General features: G+C 62.6%; 11 protein-coding genes. 3 read left to right on the plus strand and 8 right to left on the minus strand.

The window, feature by feature from the left end; all coding sequences use genetic code 11:
• The 4 genes from AC3IMC_RS18325 to AC3IMC_RS18340 all read right to left on the minus strand — a co-directional run.
• A partial coding sequence (locus AC3IMC_RS18325) for a glycoside hydrolase family 2 TIM barrel-domain containing protein (RefSeq protein ID WP_490920180.1) occupies window positions 1–1,826 on the minus strand: 1,826 nt, incomplete at its 3' end.
• Window positions 1,823–2,731 carry a carbohydrate ABC transporter permease gene (locus tag AC3IMC_RS18330; protein WP_490920181.1) on the minus strand — a complete coding sequence of 303 codons (909 nt, stop codon included), beginning with the start codon at window positions 2,729–2,731 and terminating at the stop codon, window positions 1,823–1,825. The genes AC3IMC_RS18330 and AC3IMC_RS18325, both read right to left, overlap by 4 nt.
• Window positions 2,728–3,681, minus strand: a complete 954-nt coding sequence (locus AC3IMC_RS18335) for a carbohydrate ABC transporter permease (RefSeq protein ID WP_490920182.1) — start codon at window positions 3,679–3,681, stop codon at window positions 2,728–2,730. Before AC3IMC_RS18335 ends, AC3IMC_RS18330 begins: the two co-directional genes overlap by 4 nt.
• Window positions 3,678–5,018, minus strand: coding sequence for an ABC transporter substrate-binding protein (locus AC3IMC_RS18340; RefSeq protein ID WP_490920183.1), 1,341 nt, complete (start codon window positions 5,016–5,018; stop codon window positions 3,678–3,680). Before AC3IMC_RS18340 ends, AC3IMC_RS18335 begins: the two co-directional genes overlap by 4 nt.
• A 121-nt stretch (window positions 5,019–5,139) precedes the next feature.
• On the opposite strand from AC3IMC_RS18340, the gene AC3IMC_RS18345 reads away from it, so the two are divergent.
• On the plus strand, window positions 5,140–5,799 hold the full coding sequence (locus AC3IMC_RS18345) for a TetR/AcrR family transcriptional regulator (RefSeq protein ID WP_454483523.1): 660 nt from the start codon (window positions 5,140–5,142) through the stop codon (window positions 5,797–5,799).
• Window positions 5,800–6,596: 797 nt separating this feature from the next.
• On the opposite strand, the gene AC3IMC_RS18350 is transcribed toward AC3IMC_RS18345, so the two are convergent.
• The 4 genes from AC3IMC_RS18350 to AC3IMC_RS18365 form a co-directional block, all read right to left on the minus strand.
• Entirely contained in the window at window positions 6,597–8,072 is a 1,476-nt protein-coding gene (locus tag AC3IMC_RS18350) for an NCS1 family nucleobase:cation symporter-1 (protein ID WP_490920184.1), read from the minus strand.
• Between the two features lie 46 nt (window positions 8,073–8,118).
• Window positions 8,119–9,543, minus strand: coding sequence for a dihydroorotase (locus AC3IMC_RS18355; RefSeq protein ID WP_490920185.1), 1,425 nt, complete (start codon window positions 9,541–9,543; stop codon window positions 8,119–8,121).
• 112 nt (window positions 9,544–9,655) lie between these two features.
• The gene (locus tag AC3IMC_RS18360) at window positions 9,656–10,300 is read right to left on the minus strand and encodes a GntR family transcriptional regulator (RefSeq protein ID WP_490920186.1); all 645 of its coding nucleotides are present in this window, start codon (window positions 10,298–10,300) and stop codon (window positions 9,656–9,658) included.
• 647 nt (window positions 10,301–10,947) lie between these two features.
• Window positions 10,948–11,754 (minus strand): GntR family transcriptional regulator, encoded by an 807-nt coding sequence (locus AC3IMC_RS18365; RefSeq protein WP_490920187.1) that lies wholly within the window; start codon window positions 11,752–11,754, stop codon window positions 10,948–10,950.
• Between the two features lie 423 nt (window positions 11,755–12,177).
• On the opposite strand from AC3IMC_RS18365, the gene AC3IMC_RS18370 reads away from it, so the two are divergent.
• Both AC3IMC_RS18370 and AC3IMC_RS18375 read left to right on the plus strand, forming a co-directional pair.
• Window positions 12,178–13,503 (plus strand): MFS transporter, encoded by a 1,326-nt coding sequence (locus AC3IMC_RS18370; RefSeq protein WP_490920188.1) that lies wholly within the window; start codon window positions 12,178–12,180, stop codon window positions 13,501–13,503.
• A gap of 11 nt (window positions 13,504–13,514) precedes the next feature.
• A complete protein-coding gene (locus AC3IMC_RS18375; protein WP_490920189.1) occupies window positions 13,515–14,924 on the plus strand; it encodes an amidohydrolase family protein in 1,410 nt (469 codons plus the stop codon).
• Window positions 14,925–14,938: the final 14 nt, after the last annotated feature.

Here is a 14,938-nt window from a genome sequence, read left to right on the forward strand (position 1 = left end):
TTGAATTCATACAGTCCCGGAGAGGGGGTCGAGTCGGAGAGGACGAGGCCGTCGAGGACGAAGTTGCCGTCATGGATTTCCTCGCCGAAGTCGCCGCCGTAGGCGAAGTAATCGGTGCCGTCCGCGGTACGGGCGGCGATACCGTGGTCGCGCCACTCCCACACGAACCCGCCGTGCAGCCGCGGGTATTTCGTAACCAGGTCCTCATACAGCGATATGTTCCCGGGCCCATTGCCCATCGCGTGGACGTACTCGCACAGAACAAACGGCTTGCTCCGCTGCCGTGCCCCCTCGGCAGGGGAACAGCCCAGCAGCGGCGTGGTGTCGCCGTCGCGCCCAATCGTCTCCACCTCGGGCAGGGTCGCGTACATGCGGGAGTATACGTCGGTGTACGCGCCAGCGTAGTCATTTTCGTAGTGGACGGGCCTGCCTGCATCCCGTGCGTGCACCCATGCCGACATGGCGGCGAGGTTCTGCCCTGTGCCGGACTCGTTGCCGAGGGACCACATGACGATTGAGGGGCGGTTCTTGTCCCTCTCCACGGTCCGTTCGATCCTGTCAAGGAACGCCTCGCGCCACAGTGGCTCGTCACTCGGGTTCCGGGCCCAGCCGTGCCGCTCGAACCCGTGAGTCTCGAGGTCGCACTCGAGGATGACCCAGAAGCCCATCTCGTCTGCGAGTTCGAGCAGCCTTGGGTGGGGTGGGTAGTGGCTGGTACGGATGGCATTGACGTTGGAGCGCTTCATGAGCGCGAGGTCCTCGCGAGCGAAGTCTTCATCGAAGACGCGGCCGAGCGTGGGGTGGGTCTCGTGGCGATTGACACCGTGGAACACGACCTTGCGTCCGTTGACCAGGAACTGGTCTCCAACGATTTCTACAGTGCGGAAGCCGATCCGCAGTGACACCGTTTCGGTCTTGCTCGCCACCGTCGTGTCGTAGAGCCGTGGGGTTTCGGCGGTCCAGGGTTCGACGGCAGAAACCGCCACGGGTGCAACATCGGCGGGGTTAGCCCACTCGACGTCGATGCCGAGCTCGGGTACGCGGAGGCGAACAGGGTATGAGGACGGCGTCGCCTTAACTTCCGGTTCTATAATCCCGGCCCCGTCGTTGTAGCCGGTCCTGAGCCAGATGTCCTCGATGCCGCCGGCCGGGCGGGACAGGAGGGTCACTGACCGGAAAATTCCAGGGAGCCACCACTGGTCTTGGTCTTCGAGGTAGCTGGAAGCGGACCATTGATGGACGCGGACTGCGATCGTATTGGTGCCAACGCTGACGGCGTCGGTGACGTCGAACTCCTGGGCGAGGCGACTGCCGGCGCCCCACCCGATTTCTGTGCCGTTGACCCATACCTTGTACCGGGATTCGACGCCGTCGAAGCGCAGGACGATGCGGCCGTCGCCGGCTGAGTCGTTGGTCTTCCAGTCGGCGGGCAGTTCGAACGTGCGGCGGTAGTCTCCAGTGGGGTTCTCGTCGGGGACGAACGGCGGGTCGATAGGGAAGGGGAACTGCACGTTGGTGTAGATCGGGCGGCCGTAAGATCCGTCGCCCTGAAGCACCCAGTGGGAGGGCACAGTGAGCGACTCCCACGTAGTGTCGTCGTACTCCGCGGCGGCCATCGCGTCTGCGGCTTCCCCCCGGGGCAAGACCCCCCGGCCGCCGGGCGTTCCGGGGACTCCGTTGAGGAGCCGGAATCGCCATTGCCCGTCGAGGGACAGGGACGGGGCGTCGGTGTGAAGCCAGGAACGGGCCGGTACCCGCCGTCCTTCTCCCGGGCCCGGGTCGGTGACGTAAGCGGTGGAGGCTGTTGCCGCTGGGTGCGGGATCATTTGACGGCTCCTTCTGTGAGGCCTCCACGCCAGAAACGCTGAAGGACGATCATGGCGATGGCCAGCGGGATGACAGACAACAGTACGCCGCCGGTGGTCAGCTGGTAGAACTCGGGGAGTCGGTCGGCCTGGCTAAGCCAGTTGTTCAGACCGACTGTGATGGGGAACAGTTTCGAGTCGGAGAGCATCACGAGCGGCAGGAAGTAGTTATTCCAGATGCCCACAAGCTGGAACAAGAACACCGTCACGAGGGCGGGAGTGAGAACGCGCAGTCCCACGGAATGGAAGATACGCAGCTCGCCCGCACCATCGATGCGGGCAGCCTCCAACAAGGCCGGATCCACGGTTGCCTGCGCGTAGACCCGGCACAGAAACAGGCCGAACGGCGAAACGAGGGAGGGTAGCAGGACGCTCCAGTACGTGTTGGCGATACCGAGCTGGCTGAAGAACAGAAACAGGGGCAGGGCCGTGGCGGTGCCGGGGACGAGAACGCCGCCGAGGATGAGCCCGAAGATGAAACTGTTGCCCTGGAAGTTGTATTTGGCCAGGGCGTAACCGCCTGCGGCGGCGAAGTACGTCGCGGCGAGTGCGCCCACTCCTGCATACAGAATTGAGTTGAGGAACCAGCGCACGAAGATGCCGTCCCCGTAGGCGAGGACGTTCGCCAGGTTGTCCCACAAGACAAAGTGCGGGGCGAACAGGAACCCGTTGGTGGCGAAGAGGTCACCGCTGGTCTTTGTCGCGGCGACCACCACCCAGTAGACCGGGACCAGGAAATAGAGCGCTGCGACGACAAGCAGCCCGGTGACGAGAATGGTTGTGGAGCCGGGGCGCCGGCGACGGGTCACAGGCGGCTTCTCGGTGATGTTCTGCGGCTGGCTAAGGGTGGGGGTGGCAGCAGTCATGAGGACTTCCTGTTCGTGAACCGGAGGAAGGTGAAGGAGAGGATGAAAGCCGCGAGGGCGATGAGCACGGCCTGGGCGGCGGCGACGTTGTAGTCGTTGTAGGCAAAGGCAGTAGTGTAGGCGGACAGGTTCGGGGTGTACTGGCTATTGACGGCCGGCGCAACAGTCTGGAGGACTTGGGCCTCGGCGAACAGTTGAAGCGTGCCGATGATGGAAAACACCGTGGTGAGCACGAGGGCGGGCCGGATGAGCGGCAGCTGGATTGTCCACGCGACCCGGAGAGGTCCGGCACCGTCCACGCGCGCAGCTTCATAAACCTCACTGGGAATTGCCTTGAGCTGGGCTATGACGATCAGCATGTTGTAGCCCGTGTAGCTCCACGTAACGATGTTGGCGATGGACCACAGCACGGTATCCGGGCCAAGGAAGTTCACGGTGATGCCCACAGACCCGGCCGCGTCCACCAGCGGGCTCAGGCCCGGGACGTAAAGAAACGACCAGAGGATGGTCGCGATGACACCCGGCACGCCGTAAGGCATGAAATACGCGGCGCGGAAGAAACCGGGCCACTTAGCCGAGGCTGACTCCAGCAGGAGCGCAAGAACCGTACAAAGGGCGATCATGACAGGGACCTGGACCATGCCGAAGAGCAGCACCCGGCCGATCGAGGCGACAAAGCTTCCGTCTCCGAGTGCGCGGGCATAGTTTTCGAAACCCGCAAACCCGGAGCGGACGCCCGTTTCGCCGAAGAGGCCACTGCGGGTCACTTTTGTGAAGCTTGAACCGACCGCAGCGATGATCGGGAAGATGAACGTGAGGGCGAAGAGTGCCAGGAAGGGTGCGAGCAGGATCCAGGGTGCGCTGGTGACGGCACGACGCTGTTGCCTTGCCCGGTCACGGCCCTCCCGCCTGGGTACTGCCGGATGTGCTGTTTCTGCGGCGGTGCTCATGCCTGCTCCTTCCTAATCGTCAGGCCCTTGTTCCTGAAGGCGGTCATGATCTGTTGCTCGGCAGCCACTACGGTGTCGACGAAGCTCGTGCCCGATGCCTTACGACGAAACCCGTCGCTCAAAATGTTGAAGGACTGCGTGGTGACGGGCCACCAAGACCAGTCCATGTTCTGCGACTTACTCGCTGGCACGATGACGTTCTGGTTGTAGGTTTGCCCCCCGAAAAAGTCGGATGGCTTCTCACGCGTGGCACCGATCATGCCCGGCACGGGCGACCATCCGATGCCACTGTTGGCGATCTCGGCGTCGATGCCGGCCTGAGTGGACGTCATCCAGACAGCGAACTCAAGGGCCTCGCGGGGGTGTTTGCTGTTAGCGAGGACAGCCGCGGTAGACCCGCCAAGGTAACTCGACCCATATCCGGTTGAGTCCCAGATGGGCATGGGCGCCACACGCCACTTTCCAGCTCCGCCGCTGACGCTCTGTACAAGCGCATCGGCCCAGCTGCCGCTCGTTAGCGAGGCGACCTCCCCGCTCGACGCCGCCGCGTACCAGCCGGGAGTAAAGGGGCCGTAAGCGGTAGTAACGATGCCGTCATCGATGGCCCGGTCAAAGAACCGCGCGACCTTCAGCGTTGAATCGTCAGTCATGTTGATGACCCATCCATCCTCGGCTGGACGCAGCCAGCGGGCACCAGCCTGCGCGGCAAAAGACACGAAGTAGGAGGTGTCCGCGAGGGAGAAACAGTCGATATAAGCGTCGACACTGCGCAGCTCCTGCCCGACGGCTGCCCACTCCTCCCACGTCGCTGGGGCAGAGGCGCCTACTTTAGCCAAGACGTCCGGGCGGTAGAACGTGGCCATTGGCCCCGAATCCTGGGGGATGCCGTAGACACCCCCGGAGAAACTCACCTGGCTCCACAGTGCGGGGTCGTAGCGGTTCGCATAGTCACGGGCACCGTAGCGCGAGAGATCCACGAGCCCGTTGACGAGCATGAACTCGGGGACCGTACGCATTTCAACCTGCGCTAGGTCAGGGCCGCCGCCGGCCGCTAGCGCGGCGTAAAGCTTGGAGTACCCGCCGCGGTTGCCGCTGGGGATCCATACGGTCTCGACCTGGACGTTCGGGTGGCTGGCGTTCCAGATGTCAGCAACCTTCTGGACGTTCTTGAGCCAGGACCAGTACGTGAGGGTCACTTTCTCACCGGCACTGGCGGCAGGAATTGCAGGTGCGGTATTGACGGAAACAGTTCCCGGAGTGGCGCATCCGGTGAGAAGGGCGAGGGCGGAGGCGCCGAGCCCACCGCAAAGGAGTTGTCGTCGTGTCAAAGATGGCATGAGTCCCACTTCGTTATGGTCAGCGCCGCGGACGCGGCACCGGAGCCGGATGGCCCGACGTGACAAGGCTAACATGAAACCCGAGTGTATGCTCGGGTTTCGTGAAATTAGACTGGATTCCATGACTAAGAAGGCGAACGCACGCTCAGGACCGCGCGGCCCCTACGCCAAGACCGCTGAGCGTCAACGGCAAATTCTTGAAGCTGCGGTAGAGGTCTTCGGGTCACGGGGTTACAACGGCGGCAGTATCCAGGACGTTGCGGACCGGGCAGGAATTAGTCAGACGACACTCCTGCACCATTTCCCCACCAAAGCGCAGCTGCTTGTTGCGGTGCTCGAGTACCGTGACCGGATATCTACGAGCACCCCGGGAACACGGGAGCGATTTGCCGAAACCATCGTGCGGCAGGCGGAGCACAATGAAGGGCTTCCCCACCTCGTAGAGCTCTACTCCGTACTCTCCGGGGAAGCCACAACTGAGGACCACCCCGCCCGTAACTACTTCGTCCAGCGCTTCGCCCGCCTCCGGAAGGAATACAGCGGGGAACTGCGGTATCTGGCGAGCATTGGCCGGCTCAGGCCGGGCGTCGACCCTGATGTCGCGGGACCTACCATCGTGGCTCTATGGGAAGGAATTCAAACCGAGTGGCTCCTCAATCCTGACACCGTGGACGTGCCCGGCATCCTCAAGGGCTACCTCGATCTGATCCTGGTGCCGGAAGAAGATGCAGGGTGGTCATCTGGTCCGGGGACCCCCATGGAAGCGCTGAATACACTCTGAGGACGGTGCTTCAGTCATCGATTGCCGGCAGAGGCCTCGCCGCCCCCGATACGGTCCACGCAAAGCGCCGATGACGGATACTCCGTCAGGCAGTGACCGGGTTTATGCCCGAGGGAGCAGAACCCCTCGCGGGCGGCTACGTGCCGCACCCGCGTTTGTTCCTCCGAGGTCGCCTCACCGTAGACCGAGTTGGACGGGGTGGCGGGCAGCGCGGGGCAACGTGCGTGCGCCGGTCTGCCGTCCTCATCTGGCACGCGAAATCCGACGCGATGATCTTTGTTTGGGTCAGAATAGCGCCGAAATTCCGTTACATTGACAGTCGATCATGATGTTCTCAGATTCCATCCTGACAGTCGGAGGGCAGGAAATCCGGGTTCGGTAACCCGAGAATCACGAAATAGTCCAAAGAATCGGGACTTGCTGGCAATCGCTTCGGGCAAGGGATGGCGATGACCCTCTTGCAACTCTCCGGTGTCCAGAAACAAGTCCGGAGCTCCGTCGACAGGCCGAATCCTCCCTGGTCAGTCCGGCCCGACGTCAGGTTGGGGTGTACTCTAACTGGAAATCAATTTTCCCTTGGAGGATCAGTGAGTGAGTGGGGCGAGCGTTCACGACTCGCCCCACTCACGTATACCGTCACCGCGTATCTGGCCGGGCGAGGGCCGCATTCGGCACATCCCAGCCGTCCTTAGCGGCCTGGGATGCGGTATATTGCCGAATCGGTGGCGGGGCTAGCGAGAGGCAGGTCCGTGCTGGATAAGTACCCGCTTATCAGCCTTCACGCTGCTTCGCTTTTGTCATTCCGCTGGTTCGAGCACGGCTTCTGCTTCTCCTGCCACGGTGGGCAGTTTTTTCTGGCCCCCCATGGCGAAGAAGTAGCTGAGTCCGGCGGTGACCAGGCCCACGGGCCAGGCGAAGGCGGCCACGGTGCCGAGGGCCGGAACCAGTGCCATGATGGCGGCGAGGGCAGCTGTCGGGATGAAGACGCCGATGGCCTTGGGGTTGACGCCCCGGCGGAAGAAGAATTCCCCGTTTTCGTCGGACCGGTAGAGGTCCTTGATGTTGACGATGCCGCGGTTGATGAGGAAGTAGTCGGCTGCCATGATGCCGAACAGGGGTCCGAGGAAGGCGCCCAGGCCGCCGAGGAAGTAGTTGACGACAACCGGGTTCGAGTAGAGGTTCCACGGCATGACGAGCAGGGCCAGCACTGCGCTGATGATGCCGCCGCGCTTGAAGTTGATGCGCTTGGGCCAGACGTTGGCGAGGTCGTAGGCGGGGGAGACGAAGTTCAGCACCACGTTCACGCCGATTGTGGCCACGATGAACATCACGGCGCCGAGGACCAGGACGAATGTGTCGGGCACCTTGGCGAGGATCAGTGCGGGGTCGGTGATGGCTTCGCCGAAGGCGACGACGGTGCCGATGGTCATGGTGATGCTGATGGCAGCGAATGCCGCGAAGTTCACCGGGATGCCCCAGAAGTTGCCGCGGACAACGGACTTGGCTGATTTGGCGAAGCGGGTGAAGTCGCAGTAGTTCAGGAGCATGGTGGCGTACGTCGCCACGAGGAGGAAGGCGCCGGTCAGCACGCCGCGGGTTGCGTCCCCGCCGGCGAGGGGGTTGATGGAGAGGTCCATTGGGATGTTCCAGCCGGCCAGGCTGAACAGCCAGACGGCCATGCCGAGCATGACTGCCCAGACAATTGGGCCGGCCCAGTCCTGGAAGCGGCGTACGGCTTCCATGCCCCGGGTGATGACCACGAGCTGAAGGATCCAGAGGAGGATGAAGCAGGCCCACCCCAGGAGCGAGAGGCCCAGGAAGCTTTGGTTCTGCCATTGCTGCAGGTCAGGATTGATTCTGAGGAGCAGGACGACGACGGCCATGGAGGCCAGGTAGGTCTGGATCCCGTACCAGCAGATGGCGATGACGGCCCGGATGAGTGCCGGGATGTTGGCGCCCCAGATTCCGAAGCTGATGCGCGCCATGACGGGGAACGGGACGCCTGTCTGCTGCCCCATCTTCCCAGCCCAGTTCATGCCGAAGAAGAGGATCGCGGTTCCGATTAGGATGGCCGCCAGGACCTGCCAGCCGGTGAGGCCAATGACGAACAGACCCGCGACGAAGGTGTAGGTGCCGATGTTGTGGATCGCCGACATCCAGACGGCGAAGAAACTGTACGAGGTCCATTTCCGCTCCGTCGCGGGGGCAAGGTCCTCGTTGTACAGCCGGCCCGACGGGTCGAGCGCCGCCAGCGGTTCGTGCCTGTTTTCCATGATGACTCCTTTGTCAAACACTGTCGGTGGGTTTTGGGGTTGAGGGTTAGAGGGATGCGGGCTGTAGTTCGGCCGGGGCTGCCAGGGTTTCGCGGAAGCCGTGGCGCTTGAGGAAGCGGCCGACGGGGCCGGGGTCGTGGAATCCGTTCTCATCGAGGACGATCCGCCCTGCGGAAACCACCAGCTGCGGCCAGCCGCGGAGTGCCTTTCCGTCGAAGGGGGAAAAGTCCGTGCCCATGTGTAGGGCTGCGCCTGACACGGCCCGCACTTCCGCGGGATCGAGCAGGACAAGGTCGGCGTCGAAACCGGGCGCTATGACGCCCTTGCCGCGAAGTGCGTTGATGCGGGCCGGTCCGGCAGAGAAGACCTCCACGAAGCGTTCAATGCCGTCACCTTCCGGCGACACCATTGCGGTCAAGGTGACCGGCAGCCTGGTTTCAACGCCGGGAAGACCGTGCGGCATCTGCCGGATGTCGTCGCTGCGTTCGAGTTTCTGTGAGAGGTCGTAGCAGGAATGGTCCGAAGCGACGGTGTGAATGGCGCCGGCTAGCACCCGTTCCTTGAGCGCGGCGACGGTTTCCGGGCTGCGCATGGGAGGACAGCAGGCGTACCACTCCGGGAAGTTTTCGCCGTAGACGTTCTCGTCCAGGGTCAGGTAATGCGGACAGGTCTCGGAATAGGCCGCGAGCCCGTCCGTCCGGGCCTCGGTCACCAGGTCGACGGCTCCCGGTGTGGACTGATGGACGAAGTACACCGGCGCCCCCGTGTACTCGGCCATCGCCAGGGTCTCCTTCACGGAAATCTCTTCCGCGAGCTCCGGCCGGGTCTGGTGCAGATGGCGTATGCCGACCTCGCCCGCGGCGGCGTGCTCGGCGGTGCAGTCGGTGATGATGGCGTCGTGTTCGGCGTGGATGTAGGTGAGGCCGTCGAGCCGGACCATCTGCTTCATGACGCGCAGGATGGTGTCGTTGTCCGCCATCGTGGACCCGCGGTTCGTGGTGTACATCTTGACCGAGCGGATCCCCAGCCGGGCGAGCTCGTCCAGCTGGGCCGGGACTGTTTCGTCCCACGCAATCACGGAGGCGTGCAGCCCGACGTCGCAGCGCGATTCACGGGCGAGGGCGATCTTGTTGCAGGCCGCCTCGAGCGGGGTCTCCGCGGCGTCCCGCGGGATGCCGAAGTCGATGATGGTGGTGGTGCCGCCCCAGAGCGCGGCCGACGACGTCACAGCGTAATCGTCCAGCGTGCAGTATCTGCCGGTCACCTGGGCGACGTGGCAGTGGCCGTCCACGCCGCCGGGTATCAGCAGGCGGCCGTTCGCGTCGACGGTGGCCGATGCCTGTGGCACCGGGTACGCGGCGTCGATCAGCTCCGCGATCTTTCCGCCCGTGACCACCACGTGCGCGTTCGTGCGGCCGTCGGCGTTGACCACTGCGGCATTGGAGATGACGAGATCTGGCAAATCTTGCATGGAATGTCCTTGGAATGAGTTGTAACTGTCCGCCCGGGGCCGGTTTTTGCGTGCAGTGAGTAGAGGGCCGGTCGCTTTATCGCTGCGGACCGTCCCGAACCATGCCTGGTTTTTAGTGGTGCAGGTAGTAGTCCTTGCGGTACTTCTGGATGTGTTCCCTGGAGGCGATGCCTGCGCGTGCGGGGTCACCGCTGGCGATGGCTTCGTAGAGTCTTCGGTGCTCGCGGATCAGCTCCGGCAGGTCGGTAGCGAACCGGAACAGCCAGTGCATCCGTCCCTGCAGGGGCTCGAGTGCGCTTCGCAGGAACTCGTTGCGGGCGATGGTGGTGATGGCGTCGTGGAACTGGTTGTTTGCCGCGTGGGCCTCAAGGATGGATCCAGCCGCGAGGCAGTCCTGTGCCGTGTCCAGGAGGGCACTGAGCTGGGCGAGTTCTTCGCTTGTGGCTCGTACGGCCGCCAGTTCGCTGGCCAGCACCTCAAGGGCCAGCCTCACATCGAACAGGTCCGCCACCCGCTCCGGTGTCAGGCTGCTGACGACCATTCCCCGAGAGTTCGCCCGCTCGGTAACGATCCCCTCCTGCCGCAGCATGCGCAGGGCCTCCCTGACGGGCAGCCGGGAAACGTTGAACTCATCAGCGAGATCGCGCTCCACAAGCCGTGTGCCCGGGGCATAGTAACCGTCGAATATTCGGTTGCGGATGGTGTCGCGGACGCTCTCCCGCAGTGGCCGGTCGTCAATTTCAGCTGGAGTACCCATAATGTCTACCTCGGAAGGGCCCCGGGCCTTGGGAACTTGTCCGCAACAGCCACAAAGGCATCAACGTTTATTCAGGACAATCTTCAGCGGCCGGGAACTTTGTCCAAGGCCCGCAGACTTTGAATGGCATCTTCTTGGGATACCCTTTGGGATACCACCTTGGGATCCCAAAGCAAGTATCGGCCGTTCTCCTGCAGGCGTCAAGGCTTTCTACCCGTTTGGCCGCTGCCATCCTGCTAAAGGCCTTCCTTGCGTGCATTATCGGAAGCAGCTGGAGCGCATCTAACCGTCGGGTGCAAGAGTCGGCATAGGTGAAAGAAGAGAGAAAAGTGTCAAACCGCCCCGCGTCCAGTCACATCCGTCGTGGCTAGTACAGCCCTCGAGCGCGCGGCCTGTTCGCGTCCCCAGCAGAGAAAGCTGACGCTGGAAAGACCGGACCACAAAGCGTGCATGAACGACAAGGGGTTCAATTGACCTCTATTACGAGTCCCGACCTCCAAGGTGTTAGCGAAGTACGCCCAACGCGGCATTCTCAAGCCAGTGGTCGGCACGGCCCGATCAGTGAAGTCACCGACCGCATTTCGAGGATAGTCTCGTGCCCAGAGAGGTCCTAGACCCGGTCGACTAATTTGTCTATCAGTGCCGGTCTAGTTGCTGATCAAGCTACCTAGATCCAAACTCGGAGCAGGCCGCCGCGCGGCGTCGAGAATGGCATCGTGCAGGCGTTCCAGATGTCCGCGCATCAGGTCGGCGGCCTCATGTCCGTCCTGACGGCGAAGGGCCTTCGTTATGGCGACATGCTCCTCGATGGGGCAGCCTGACTCCGGCGGAAGGGCAAACTTGGCGATGGCCAGGGAAGTTAGGGCGGTGAGTTCGACGAGATACTTGACGCAGAACGGGTTGCCGCCGCTCTCTGCCAGAGTGATGTGGAACGTCCCGGACAATGCCACTGCTGCATCGACATCGCCTTCGCCTCTGAGCCGAATCTGCTCAGCGGTTATCCGGTCCAATTCGTCCAACGCCGCTTCGTCGATGTACCCGGCAAGCCGTGACGTCAGGTCACTTTCGATGGCAACCCGAGCATCCCGGACCTGCGAGACCTGGGTGTCGGAGGGACTGGCCACAAATGCTCCACGTTTGGGAAAATATTCGACGATCCCGTCAGAAGCCAGTCGGATGAGCGCCCGACGAACCACCTCCCTATTGGTTCCGAACAGCTCACAAAGCTTTACTTCGGCGAGTTTCGTACCAGGTCCAATCCGATTTCGAAGGACTGATTCGCGGATGCGCTGGTATATTTCGTCGCCCGGAAGGTCCTGCTGACGCCCTCGCCCGCCGGCCATGGCTCCCGCCGCCGCTATGCCTTGGGCATGGCCCGGGCCCTGGGCAATGCCTTGGTTCAGCTGCTTTTGCACGATGTCTCCGGATCTGTCGCTCGGCACTGTGCGGTCCATGCGCCCCCCTGCCGACAGTGGTATCTGTCTCAATCGTGCCATGAAAGAACACCCGGCCTCCCTTGTATTCGGCGCGAACCTTCGCCCCACTTTAGGCACGAGTCCATCTTCCCCAACTGCAGAGGTTTTGTAAACAAGACACTAATTTCTTGTTGACAAGAATCGCAGTTAGCTGTCAGTGTGAATTCCACAACACAGCTCGAGTCCCCGGTCCACGGTCAACGCCGACCACCGGGACTCACCGTCAATGCCCAGCGCTCCGCCCACCGTCACGAACGGATACCACGCGATTCAGCGGACGGAAGCCTGCAAACGTCAAATGGACGTCGTGCAGCCCGTTCCCGCGCAACGAGACGCACGATTCACTGATCCTGATGCCACGGCACCGGGTCTGCCCTGTACGCACACCACTTGGAGGATGTAATGACACGAGAAGCAGCTGTTGAAGATGCCGGGGTAGAACCTGGCATCGACGGTCAACCCCGTGGACGCTCTTTGGCCTATATCTGCGTGATCTGTGGTCTTGCCTGGATCATGTCGGTTTACGACTTCACCCTTTTCGGCACCCTGTTGCCTGCGATCGCACAGGACTTCGGGTGGACGGCTGCCGAATCCACAATGTTCAACACGATCTGCCAGATCGGGATCTTCTTTGTTTCACTGGTCCCGGGCTACCTCATCGACCGTGTAGGACGCAAGAAATCCCTGATCATCATGATGCTTGGCGGCGCACTTGTTGCCGGTCTCACCGGTGCCGCCACAGGCGTGCTCAGCCTCCTGGTGATTCGAGCCCTGTCCGGACTGTCCCTGGCCGAGGAAGTCGTTAACGCCGTTTACCTCAGCGAAATGCTTGAAAAAGTCAAGCGAAGGGGGCTGATCTACAGTCTGGTACAGAGCGGATGGCCGATCGGAGCCCTGCTGGGCGCAGGTATCTGTGCACTAACACTGCCCTTGGTCGGCTGGCGGTGGTCATTCGTCATCGCAGGTGTTGCGACACTCGCCATCGTCCCGTTCGCACTGCGTCTCCCGGCATCCCGACGCGACCAGAAGGCAGCGGAAGTTGCGGCTCGCACAAAAGCTGCCCCCCGAGAAAAGAAGAGCCTGGCCCAGGAATTCCGGATTCTCTTCGCGCCAGGTCTGCGCCGGCACACCCTGGCGATGTGCGGTGCATGGCTCTTCAACTGGTTTGGAAACCAGGTTTTCACCGTCCTCGGCACAACCGTGCTGTTGGAAGCTAAAGGGATCCCGCTTGAGCGTGGATTGATCATTCTGGTGGTCTCTAACGTAGTTGCGTTCATCGGCTACCTTGTCCACGGCTGGTTGGGCGACCGTGTCGGCAGGCGGAACACTATCGTCCGCAGCTGGATGGTTGCGGCAGCCCTGAGCGTCGTACTGATGCTTGGCCCCAGCAACGAAATCTTCGTCTTCGTGATCTACTCGCTGTTCCTGTTCTTCCAGCTCGGACCCTACGCAGCTCTGCTGTTTTACATGGGCGAATCTTTTCCCGAGGAAGCCAGGGGAAGCGGAGCGAACCTCGCTCACGCGCTGGCACCTATCGGCAGCATCTTCGGCTCCGGCATCCTCGCCGTACTTCTGGCCACGGGCGTCTCCATGTCCTGGGCGGCAATTATCGCGGGCTCCATCTTCCTCGCAATATCGGCCTTCTGCATGCGCTTCGGTGTCGACGACCGCGAGCTCCGCTCCTCATCACCCGCTCAGGCGGCCGTAAACGCCGAAATCACTACCTAAAGGAACACAAGATGTCAGATCAGTACGAACCTGCCGTCGACCTGGTCGTCACCGGGGGAATCGTAGTCAACGCCTCCCACCGCCAAGAGGCAACCGTAGTCGTCAACAATGGACGGATTCAGGCCCTGCTAGCGACAGACGCGCCTGTCCCCCCGGCCCGCCGCACGCTTGATGTCAACGGCCGGCTCCTGCTTCCCGGCGGTGTGGACCCGCACTGCCATATCGGGGAGATCGTCGGAGACCACGCAGGACAGGACGACTACGAGAGCGCCACGATCGCGGCCCTGCACGGCGGAACGACTACCGTGGTCAACTTCGCAATTCCTGAGGGCGAGACCGAGACACCGCTTGAGTGCGCGCAGCGTCGACTTGGCGAAGGCGCGACCGCCAGGATCGATCATGCGCTGCACGGTGGCCTTGTACGGTGGGATCCCGGCCTGTCGGAGCAGATTTCCGGGCTTGCCGCGCTCGGAATTCGAACGATCAAAATGTTCACAACCTACCGGGGTGAACGCATGGTCGAGCCAGAGACTATCCTGGAAGTTCTCCGCAGCCTCCACCGCCAGGGCGGCATGGGGTACGTCCATGCAGAGGCCGACCACGTCATCGAAGACGCACTTGCGCTGAGCGCCGAAGCCGGCCGGATTGATGCCTCACACCTGCCGGAGACCCGTCCGGCGCTGGCCGAAAATGCCGCAGTGGCACAGGTGCTGGCCACAGCACGGCACCTCTCAGCACCGGTCTACTTCGTTCACCAGTCAACCCCCGAGGCGGTGGCACAGGTCCGTGCCGCGCGCAGGGAAGGGTTGAAGGCGTATACCGAGACCTGCCCCCACTACTTGCTGCTCGAAGACTCCGTCTACGACAAGCCCGGCGCCGAAGGGTTCGTCTGCTGCCCGCCGCTGCGCAGCGACGATACCCGCCGGGATCTCGTCACGGCCGCGCTTGTCGGCGACGTGGACACCATCGGTTCCGATCATTGCTGTTTCACCTTGGGACAGAAATCGGCGTCACGGCACGATGTCCGGCATATGCCCAACGGCTTGCCAGGCGTCGAAACCCGCATCCCTGCCGCGTTCACCGCGCTCGTGACCAACGCGGGCGTCTCGCTGGAGCGGTTTGTGGCACTCACATCGACCAACGCTGCCCGCCTCAACGGCCTGCATGGCAAAGGATGGATCGGTCCCGGCGCCGATGCCGACTTCTACAGCATTGACCCGACGGCCTGCCGCATCACGGAGGCGTCCGAGCTTCACATGGCCACTGACTACACGCCATATCAAGGACTCACGCTGTACGGCTGGCCCGTAGAAGTTGTCTCCGGCGGTCGGGTCGTGATCGACGGGGACGGGTTCCACGACCCGGGCCCTGTCGGGCGGTTCCTGTCGACCCACCCCTTGGACGACGCCCTATTGACCTGACGACCCGTGCCACG

It is taken from the genome of Arthrobacter sp. E70, from assembly GCF_058266945.1.

Excerpts from the sequence above, each read along its gene's own strand:
- AC3IMC_RS18330 (WP_490920181.1), bottom strand. The coding sequence starts at position 2,731 with ATGACTGCTGCCACCCCCACCCTTAGCCAGCCGCAGAACATCACCGAG.
- AC3IMC_RS18335 (WP_490920182.1), bottom strand. The coding sequence starts at position 3,681 with ATGAGCACCGCCGCAGAAACAGCACATCCGGCAGTACCCAGGCGGGAG.
- AC3IMC_RS18340 (WP_490920183.1), bottom strand. The coding sequence starts at position 5,018 with ATGCCATCTTTGACACGACGACAACTCCTTTGCGGTGGGCTCGGCGCC.
- AC3IMC_RS18345 (WP_454483523.1), top strand. The coding sequence starts at position 5,140 with ATGACTAAGAAGGCGAACGCACGCTCAGGACCGCGCGGCCCCTACGCC.
- AC3IMC_RS18350 (WP_490920184.1), bottom strand. The coding sequence starts at position 8,072 with ATGGAAAACAGGCACGAACCGCTGGCGGCGCTCGACCCGTCGGGCCGG.
- AC3IMC_RS18355 (WP_490920185.1), bottom strand. The coding sequence starts at position 9,543 with ATGCAAGATTTGCCAGATCTCGTCATCTCCAATGCCGCAGTGGTCAAC.
- AC3IMC_RS18360 (WP_490920186.1), bottom strand. The coding sequence starts at position 10,300 with ATGGGTACTCCAGCTGAAATTGACGACCGGCCACTGCGGGAGAGCGTC.
- AC3IMC_RS18365 (WP_490920187.1), bottom strand. The coding sequence starts at position 11,754 with ATGGACCGCACAGTGCCGAGCGACAGATCCGGAGACATCGTGCAAAAG.
- AC3IMC_RS18370 (WP_490920188.1), top strand. The coding sequence starts at position 12,178 with ATGACACGAGAAGCAGCTGTTGAAGATGCCGGGGTAGAACCTGGCATC.
- AC3IMC_RS18375 (WP_490920189.1), top strand. The coding sequence starts at position 13,515 with ATGTCAGATCAGTACGAACCTGCCGTCGACCTGGTCGTCACCGGGGGA.